General features: G+C 71.0%; 8 protein-coding genes. 5 read left to right on the forward strand and 3 right to left on the reverse strand.

The annotated features are described in order from the left end of the window. Together RIF89_RS08345 and RIF89_RS08350 are read left to right on the forward strand one after the other, a co-directional pair. Positions 1–1,158, forward strand: a 1,158-nt coding sequence (locus tag RIF89_RS08345; RefSeq protein WP_309068660.1) for a sugar ABC transporter substrate-binding protein, incomplete at its 5' end; no start/stop codon positions are given. Positions 1,159–1,237: 79 nt separating this feature from the next. Further along, complete coding sequence (locus RIF89_RS08350; RefSeq protein WP_309068661.1) at positions 1,238–3,232, forward strand: beta-galactosidase; 1,995 nt, start codon at positions 1,238–1,240, stop codon at positions 3,230–3,232. 28 nt (positions 3,233–3,260) lie between these two features. On the opposite strand, the gene RIF89_RS08355 is transcribed toward RIF89_RS08350, so the two are convergent. After that, positions 3,261–4,706: an adenylosuccinate lyase family protein gene (locus RIF89_RS08355; protein WP_309068662.1), complete on the reverse strand. Its 1,446-nt coding sequence runs from the start codon at positions 4,704–4,706 to the stop codon at positions 3,261–3,263. A gap of 178 nt (positions 4,707–4,884) precedes the next feature. On the opposite strand from RIF89_RS08355, the gene RIF89_RS08360 reads away from it, so the two are divergent. Genes RIF89_RS08360 through RIF89_RS08370 form a run of 3 tightly spaced genes read left to right on the forward strand, consistent with a single transcriptional unit; the run spans position 4,885 to position 6,856 of the window. After that, on the forward strand, positions 4,885–5,262 hold the full coding sequence (locus tag RIF89_RS08360) for a GntR family transcriptional regulator (protein WP_309068663.1): 378 nt from the start codon (positions 4,885–4,887) through the stop codon (positions 5,260–5,262). Beyond that, on the forward strand, positions 5,259–6,170 hold the full coding sequence (locus RIF89_RS08365) for an ABC transporter ATP-binding protein (RefSeq protein WP_309068664.1): 912 nt from the start codon (positions 5,259–5,261) through the stop codon (positions 6,168–6,170). Before RIF89_RS08360 ends, RIF89_RS08365 begins: the two co-directional genes overlap by 4 nt. Then, positions 6,167–6,856 (forward strand): hypothetical protein, encoded by a 690-nt coding sequence (locus tag RIF89_RS08370; protein WP_309068665.1) that lies wholly within the window; start codon positions 6,167–6,169, stop codon positions 6,854–6,856. Before RIF89_RS08365 ends, RIF89_RS08370 begins: the two co-directional genes overlap by 4 nt. Before the next feature lie 18 nt (positions 6,857–6,874). Here RIF89_RS08370 and RIF89_RS08375 read toward each other — a convergent pair whose 3' ends face one another. Together RIF89_RS08375 and RIF89_RS08380 are read right to left on the reverse strand one after the other, a co-directional pair. Continuing rightward, positions 6,875–7,195 (reverse strand): chorismate mutase, encoded by a 321-nt coding sequence (locus RIF89_RS08375; RefSeq protein ID WP_309068666.1) that lies wholly within the window; start codon positions 7,193–7,195, stop codon positions 6,875–6,877. 72 nt (positions 7,196–7,267) lie between these two features. After that, positions 7,268–8,593: a beta-propeller fold lactonase family protein gene (locus RIF89_RS08380; RefSeq protein WP_309068667.1), complete on the reverse strand. Its 1,326-nt coding sequence runs from the start codon at positions 8,591–8,593 to the stop codon at positions 7,268–7,270. Positions 8,594–8,635 lie beyond the last annotated feature (42 nt).

Here is an 8,635-nt window from a genome sequence, read left to right on the forward strand (position 1 = left end):
CTCGAGCAGGTCGTCGAGGACTTCGAGTCCGACAACCCCGGCGTGACCGTCGAGCTCGTCAACGTCGGCACCGGCATCGACTCGTACACCGCGCTGTCGAACGCGATCACGGCGGGCAACGGCCTGCCGGACGTCGCGCAGGTCGAGTACTACGCGCTGCCCCAGTACGCCCTGCAGGACGCTCTGCAGGACCTCACGGAGTACGGCGCCGACGAGTACGAGGGCACCTACGCCCCCGGCCCTTGGTCCTCGGTGCAGTCGGGCGACCAGATCATCGGCCTGCCGATGGACTCGGGCCCCATGGCGCTGTTCTACAACAAGGACGTCTTCGACGAGTACGGCATCGAGGTGCCGACCACCTGGGACGAGTACCTGCAGGCGGCCCGTGACCTGCACGCCGCCAACCCGGACGTCTACATCACGAACGACTCGGGCGACGCCGGCATGGCGGCGTCCATCATGTGGCAGGCCGGCGGCACGCCTTGGAGCGTCGAGGACACCACGGTGAGCTTCGACCTCGAGGGCGACGAGGGCGCGCAGCGCTACGCCGAGGTCTGGCAGACCATGCTCGACGAGGACCTCGTCTCGCCGATCTCCGGCTGGTCGGACGAGTGGTTCGCCGGCCTCGCCGACGGCACCATCGCCACGCTGCCCATCGGCGCCTGGATGCCCGCCAACCTGGAGGGCAGCGCGCCCGACGGCGCCGGCGCGTGGCGCGTGGCCGAGATGCCGCAGTGGGAGGAGGGCGTCGCGACGTCCTCCGAGAACGGCGGCAGCTCGCTGGCCATCCCGAAGGACGCCGAGAACAAGGAGCTCGCCTACGAGTTCATCGAGTACGCCAACGCGGGCGACGGCGTGCAGACCCGCCTCGACGGCGGTGCGTTCCCCGCGACCGTCGCCGACCTCGAGTCGGAGGAGTTCCTGAGCGAGGAGTTCGACTACTTCGGCGGCCAGAAGGCCAACGAGGTGTTCGCCGCGTCCTCGGCCGCCGTGGTGGAGGGCTGGCAGTACCTGCCCTTCCAGGTGTACGCCAACACCGTCTTCACCGACTCGGTCGGCCAGGCCTTCCTCGGCCAGACCACCATCGCCGACGGCCTCGCCGACTGGCAGTCCACGCTCGAGGACTACGGCACCGAGCAGGGCTTCACCATCGAATGACCCGCGATGGGGCGGGGTCCGGCTCCGGACCCCGCCCCATCCCCTTTTCTCGACGATTGAAGAAGGACCTTCCCCCCGCATGCAGAATCACCGCTGGCTTCGCACGCCCGACGGCACGCCCCGACGCATCTCGTACGGCGCCGACTACAACCCGGATCAGTGGCCGCGCGACGTGTGGGACGAGGACGTCCGGCTGATGAAGCAGGCAGGCGTCGACGTGGTGTCGGTCGCGATCTTCTCGTGGGCCAAGCTGCAGCCGGCGCAGGGCGAGTGGGACTTCGCCTGGCTCGACGAGATCATCGACCTGCTGCACGCGAACGGCATCGGCGTAGACCTCGCCACCGCCACCGCCTCGCCGCCGCCGTGGCTCACGACCCTGCACCCCGAGGTGCTGCCGGAGACGGCCGACGGCGCGACGGTCTGGCCGGGCGGCCGGCAGCACTGGCGCCCGACGTCGCCCGTGTTCCGCCGCTGCGCGCTCGCGCTCGTCGAGAAGCTCGCGGAGCGCTACGGCTCGCACCCCGGCGTCGTCGCCTGGCACGTGAACAACGAGCTCGGCTGCCACAACGCCTACGACTACTCGGACGACGCCGCGCGCGCGTTCCGCGCGTGGCTGCAGGCGCGCTACGGCAGCATCGAGAGCCTGAACCACGCGTGGGGCACGGCGTTCTGGTCGCAGCGCTACGGCGCCTTCGACGAGATCCAGCCCCCGCGTCGCTCCTACGCCTTCCCCAACCCGACCCAGCAGCTGGACTTCGCGCGCTTCTCATCGGACGCGCTCAAGGACCACCTGATCGCCGAGCGGGAGATCCTGAACCGCGTCTCGCCCGACGTGCCCGTCACGACGAACTTCATGATCATGGGTGAGACCCGGCATGCCGACTACGCCGACTGGGCGCACGAGGTCGACTTCGTCTCGAACGATCACTACGTGACGGAGGGACGTGACGAACTCGCGTTCTCGGCCGCGCTGACCAGCGGCGTCGCGGGACACCGGCCCTGGTTCCTCATGGAGCACTCCACGAGCGCCGTCAACTGGCAGCCCATCAACCGTCCCAAGCGCGACAACGAGCTCGTGCGCGACTCGCTCACGCATGTCGCGCACGGCGCCGACGCCGTCTGCTACTTCCAGTGGCGCCAGTCCGCCGCGGGCGCCGAGAAGTTCCACTCGTCGATGGTGCCCCACGGCGGAGAGGACACCCGGGTCTACCGGGAGGTCGTGCGGCTCGGCGGCATCCTGCAGGACCTGCAGCCCGTCGCGGGCTCCGACCGCGAGCCGTCTCAGGTCGCGATCCTGTTCGACTGGGACTCGTGGTGGGGCAGCGAGCTCGACTCGCACCCCACCGAACGGCTGCGCTACCGCCGCGAGGCCGTGCAGTGGTGGACCGCACTGCTGAACGCCGGCATCCGCGCCGACGTGGTGCCGGCCGATGCCGACCTGACCGGCTACCGCATGGTGATCGCCCCCGTGCTCTACGCGGTCTCGGAGGAGCGGCGCTCGCGGCTCGAGTCGTATGTGCGCGGGGGCGGCAGCCTCGTCGCCACCTACTTCTCCGGCATCGTGAATCAGGATGACCGCGCGTGGCTCGGCGGCTACCCTGGCGCATTCCGCGAGCTGCTGGGCATCCGGGTGGAGGAGTTCCGCCCGCTGTGGGACGACGAGACGATCGGCCTGTCGATCGGCGCGCGGGGCACGCTGTGGAGCGAGCCGGTCGACGTCGTCGCCCACGACGTGGAGGTGCTCGCCCACTACACCGACAGCGAGCTGGACGGCGGCGCCGCGGTGACGTGGCGCGGGGTCGGCGACGGCGCGGCCGCATACGTCTCGACCAGCCTCGGCGCCGACGGGCTCGGCGCGCTCCTGCCGCTGCTGCTCGAGCGCGCGGGCGTCGAATCGGAGCTGCCCGAGCCGCTGCGCGGCGCCGTCGAGCTTGCGGTGCGGCGCGCGGGAGAGTCGCGCGTGCGCTTCCTCATCAACCGCACCGACGACGAGGTGCGCCTCGACGGCATCGAGGGCGAGTACCTCGTGGGCGGGGCGGCGCTCGCGCCCCGCGGCGTCGCCGTCGTCCGCTGACCGGGAGCCGCCGCCCGCGGGGCCGGGCTCACTCCCCGGCGACGGCCTCCCGGGCGCGGCGCGCGGCCTCGCGCGCGATGTGCGGGGCGAGGCCGACGTGCCCCGCCGGATCCAGCAGCGCGCGGATCCGCTCGGCGGGCAGCGCGGCCCTGACCCTCGGGTCCGACACGAGCAGCGCCTCGAAGTCCTCGTCCTCCGTCGCGCACCGCATGGCGGCCTCGTAGACGATGCGATGCGCCTCGTCGCGTCCGATCTCCTCGCCGAGTGCGAGCATGACGGCCTCGGACCCGATGAGGTTCCCGCTCAGCTCCAGATTGCGCCGCATGCGCTTCGGGAACAGCTCGAGTCCCTCGAGGATCACCTTCAGCCGCATCAGCATGTCGCCGGTCGCGACGAGGCAGGTCTGCATCGCCGCGTCGATCTTGGCGGTCGCGCCGCCGTCCGCCTCGTGTGCGTGAATGGTGGCGGCGATGGCCTCCGGCACGCTCGCGCGGACGAGCGCCGCGAGGTCCAGGACGTCGGCCGAGAGCTTCGGATTGCGCTTGTGCGGCATCGTCGAGCTGCCGACCGACCCTTCGGGCACGGGCTCGGACACCTCTCCGAACTCCGTCTGCATCATGGTCTCGACCTCGATCGCGATGCGGCCGCAGGCAGCCGACAGCAGGGCGAGATCGGAGATGTAGCCCGACTGCGGTGACAGCAGAGCTCGAGAGGGAACCGGCATCGGCTCGAGCCCCAGCAGGTCGGCGACGCGGCGCTGCACCCGCGGGCCGACCTCGCCGAGCGAGGCGAAGCTGCCGACGGCTCCGGCCATCATCACGCGCAGGCACGGCCGCACGCCGTGCTGGATCCGGTCGTATGCGCGCAGCACGTCGTCGATCCACGTCGCGACCTTGAGCCCGAAGGTGATCGGCACCGCGTGCTGGCCGTGCGTGCGGCCCGGCATGATCATGGTCGCGGAGCGCTCGGCGAGGTCCGCGAGCGCCGCGAGGCAGTCGAGCAGCAGGCGGCTCACGATGGCGTGCGCGCGCCCGATCAGGATGGCGTGCCCCGACTGCATGATGTTCTGGCTGGTCGCGCCCCAGTGCACCCAGCCGCCGGCGCCGTCGCCCGCCGCCTCCGCGAGCTCCTCGATCAGGGGCACGAGCGGATGCCCCTGCACGCGCATGCCCGCGATCACCCTGTCGCGGTCGAGGTGAGAGAGCCGGCCGACCTGGGCGATCCGGCGCGCCGCGTCCTCGGGCACGATCCCGACCTCGGCCTCGGCGCGCGCGAGCGCGACTTCGACGTCCAGCCAGGACTGCCAGATGCTCTCCGTGGTGTACAGCGCGCGAATGCCGGCATCCGGCACCGAGTAGTCCGTGAACCTGCCCGCGTCGCCCGCCACCTCGGCGATCGTGAGATCGCTCGCGAGCGGCCCGAGCGACGAGACCTCGGGATACGGCGGGATCGGCACGGGCGCGGTGTCGGTCATGATCACGCTCTCGCGGTGACGGTCTCGGGTCGCGCATGGTCGGAGGGCATGCCAGCAGAGTAGAACGCGGAAGGGCCGCGCGTCGCAGACCGTCCCGATTTCCCGAGATCGGCCTTGACACGAGCACGGTTCAATGGTTCATTACTTGAGTAACCAACCAAGCCACCGGAGGCCTCGGGTGATCGAAGAAGGCAAGCCGCTGTTCGTGCAGATCGCCGAGCAGATCGAGGACTCGATCGTCGACGGCAGTCTCGCCGAGCAGGCGCAGGCGCCGTCCACGAACGAGCTGGCCGCTTTCTACCGCATCAACCCGGCGACCGCCGCGAAAGGAGTCGCGATGCTCGTCGACAAGTCCGTGCTCAGCAAGCGCCGCGGCATCGGCATGTTCGTCGCGGAGGGCGCGCGCGAGCTGCTGCTGCGGGAACGTCGCGAGGCGTTCGCCGATCGCTACGTCGCCCCCCTCCTCACCGAGGCCCGCAAGATCGGCCTCGGCCCCGAAGACCTCGCCGTGCTGATCCGCGAGCACGGCACCGCCACCACCGGAAGGACATCATGACCGCCGTCATCGAGGTGAGGAACCTCACCAAGCGGTATAAGGACAAGCTCGCCCTCGACGACGTGAGCTTCGACATCGAGCAGGACACGATCTACGGCTTCCTGGGCCGCAACGGCGCGGGCAAGACGACGGCGATGTCGATCCTGACCGCCCAGAACTTCGCGACATCCGGATCCGTCCGCGTGTTCGGCGAGGAGCCGTACGAGAACGCGCACGTGCTGAGCCGGATGTGCTTCGTGCGCGAGAGCCAGAAGTACCCCGACGACTCCAACGCCCGTCACGCGCTGGCCGCCGCGCGGCTGTTCTTCCCCCGCTGGGATCAGGATCTCGCCGACCGGCTCGTGGACGACTTCCAGCTGCCGATGAAGACGACCATCAAGAAGCTCTCGCGCGGCCAGCTGTCGGCCGTCGGCGTGATCATCGGACTCGCGTCGCGCGCCGAGATCACGTTCTTCGACGAGCCGTACCTCGGCCTCGACGCCGTGGCACGGCAGATCTTCTACGACAGGCTGCTCGCCGACTACTCCGAGCACCCGCGGACCGTGCTGCTGTCGAGCCACCTGATCGACGAGGTCTCGAACCTCATCGAGCGGGTTCTGGTGATCGATCAGGGCCGGATCATCATGGACACCACGACGGACGAGGCGCGCGAGCGCGCCACGAACCTCGTCGGCGACAGTGCCGCCGTGGAGTCCTTCATCCGCGGCCGCGAGGTCATCCATCGCGAGAGCCTCGGCCGCGTCACGTCGGTCACGTTCCTCGGCGCGCTGTCGGCCGCCGAGCGCTCGGAGGCCCGGGCCGCCGGCCTCGACCTCGCCCCGGTCTCGCTGCAGCAGCTCATCGTGCGCAGCACCCAGCACGCGCGGGCCGACCAGCCCGCGTCGATCGAAGAAGAGGTGACCCTGTGAACGCCCGCGTTCTCAACGTCGTGCGCCTGCAGTACATCAACAAGCAGACCTACCTGTGGGTGCCGCTGATCGTGCTGGCGGGATCGCTCGTGATCTCGTTCCTGATCTTCGCGATGATCCCGGTCGACACCCCGAAGTACGGCGGCGGCAGCCAGGCGCCGCTGTGGTACTTCCTGGCTGTCGGCATCCAGTCGCTGACCCTGACGTTCCCGTTCTCGCAGGCGATGAGCCTGACGCGACGCGAGTTCTACCTCGGCACGCTCATCGCCGCGTCGGCCACGAGCGCCATGCTCGCCACCGCCTTCGTGATCATCGGCGCGCTCGAGCTGGCGACGAACGGCTTCGGCGTCAACGGCTACTTCGCCCACCTTCCCTACGTGTGGGAGGCCGGTCCGCTCGCCGCCTGGGTCGTGTACTTCATCATCGCGATGTTCTTCTTCGTGATCGGATTCTGGTGCGCGACGATCTACAAGCGCTGGGGCAGCGCCGTCCTGACGACCGTGCTGATCGCGCTCGGTCTGCTGCTGGTCGGCGTCGTCTACCTCATCACGCGGCTGAACGCGTGGCCCGAGGTGTGGACGTGGCTCGTCACGACCGGCGCGGTCGGGCTGTCGCTGTGGGCCGTGCCGATCATCGCCCTGATGGGCGTCGGCTCCTACTCCACGCTGCGCCGCGCGACGGTCTGATCGCTCGGTTCGTACGGATCACTCGGACCGGAAGGCTTCGTGGTGGCGGATGACCTCCGCCACCACGAAGTTGAACCATTTCTCGGCGAACTCCGGATCGAGGTGCGCGGCCTCCGCCAGGGCGCGCAGACGGGCGACCTGCTGCTCCTCGCGGGCCGGATCCGACGGCGGCATCGCGTGCCGCGCCTTGAGCTTCCCGACTTGCTGCGTCGCACGGAACCGCTCGGCCAGCAGATAGACGAGCGCCGCGTCGATGTTGTCGATGCTCGCGCGCAGCCGCAGCAGCGTCTCGCGCGGATCCTCGGCGGCGGTCGGGTCGGGGGTGGCGGCGTCCGTCATGTGATCGAGATTACCGAGGGCGTCGACGCGCGCGATCCGGGCGCCCCCGAGCGTCGCCGGAAAGCGTGCCGCTCAGCGAACCGGCAGGATGTGCTGCGGCGAGGGCACGGAGAGGCGGTGGCGGACGCGGCCGGGCACGCCGGTGCGCTCGTCGATGCCGAGCGACGCGATCTCATCCGAGTCCTGCCCGGCGACCAGCAGCGTGTCGCGCAGCACCACATGATGCCGCGGCTTGCGGATGCCGGACTCGGCGAGCGCGACGGGTTCGACCCTGTCCCCCTCCCCGCGGACCCGCAGCACGGCGATCGTGTCGCTGCCGCGCAGTCCCGCATACAGGAACGCGCCGTCGCGCGAGCGCGCGAGCTCGGCGGCCGTGTCGCCCGGCAGCGATCCTGGCGAAGCGGCCACTCCCGCCCGCAGCGCCCAGCGCCCGTCCGGCCCCGGCGACAGCACGAACACCTCGCACGTGAACTCGGTCACGACGTACAGGTGACCGCTGGGGTGCAGCACCATGTGCCGCGGACCGGCGCCGAGCGGCAGCGCGACCTCGTGGTGGAGCGTCATGCCGCGCCCCGACGACCGCCAGAAGCGCACGAGGTCGTACCCCAGGTCTGTCGTGGCGACGAGCCCGCCCGGCAGGAACACGCTGCAGTGGGCGCGCGGCGTGCGCGGCCCCTCCTGCTGCGGAGCGGGCGCGCCGCCGAGGTCTACCGCCCCCGCGAGCGGCTCATCGGGCGCGGCCTGCAGGATGTCCCGCACGGCCGGGTCATCGAACGGGTTCTTCGACTGACCCAGCAGGGCGAGGATGTCGTCGAGCCCGGCGTCATCGCGGATCGCGGGCGTGGGGGTCGATCCCGCCAGCATGGCGGCGAGCTGCGACGCGTCGGCGCCGCGCTCGACGAGGGCGCGCAGGTCCGCGACGCCGCCCTGCTGGGCTACGAGTGCCGCGGCATCCGGCGCGGGTGCCGGCGCCGACGCATACGGGTCGGTCGCCGGCGCGGCCTCGGTGCGCGAGCCGAGGCGTCCGTCCGTCCCGAGCGGGACGTGCGTCACGACGCCGTCGCCCCAGGCGGTCGCCACGAGGTGCGAGCCGTCGGGCGCGACGGCGATGTGGCACGTCGTCTCGCCGGCCTCGACCGTGGCGCCGAGCCGCGCGAGCGTCGCCTCGCCCGTGCGGCGGAACGCCGCGACGCGACCCTCGGCCTCGAGCGCGGCGTAGACGACATCGAGCGATGGATGCGCCGCGAGCCAGGTGGGCGACGGCGCCTCGACCGCGTCCCCGGCCATGGCCAGGGGCCCGCTCGCGAGCGGCGAGTCGGCGGCACCGGCCGTGGCGGCCATGATGCCGCGCGCCTCCTTGCCCATGTCCGCGCCGCGCGCGCCGATCCAGATCCTCATGCCGTCGATCCTCTCATCGCGAGAGTGCTCTCCCCCGCCGGG

This window comes from Microbacterium sp., from assembly GCF_031178525.1.
In the GTDB taxonomy this organism is placed as follows: domain Bacteria; phylum Actinomycetota; class Actinomycetes; order Actinomycetales; family Microbacteriaceae; genus Microbacterium.

What these genes read in the sequence shown, in the direction of transcription:
- RIF89_RS08350 (WP_309068661.1), top strand. Translation starts at nt 1,238, where the DNA reads ATGCAGAATCACCGCTGGCTTCGCACGCCCGACGGCACGCCCCGACGC.
- RIF89_RS08355 (WP_309068662.1), bottom strand. Translation starts at nt 4,706, where the DNA reads ATGACCGACACCGCGCCCGTGCCGATCCCGCCGTATCCCGAGGTCTCG.
- RIF89_RS08365 (WP_309068664.1), top strand. Translation starts at nt 5,259, where the DNA reads ATGACCGCCGTCATCGAGGTGAGGAACCTCACCAAGCGGTATAAGGAC.
- RIF89_RS08375 (WP_309068666.1), bottom strand. Translation starts at nt 7,195, where the DNA reads ATGACGGACGCCGCCACCCCCGACCCGACCGCCGCCGAGGATCCGCGC.
- RIF89_RS08380 (WP_309068667.1), bottom strand. Translation starts at nt 8,593, where the DNA reads ATGAGGATCTGGATCGGCGCGCGCGGCGCGGACATGGGCAAGGAGGCG.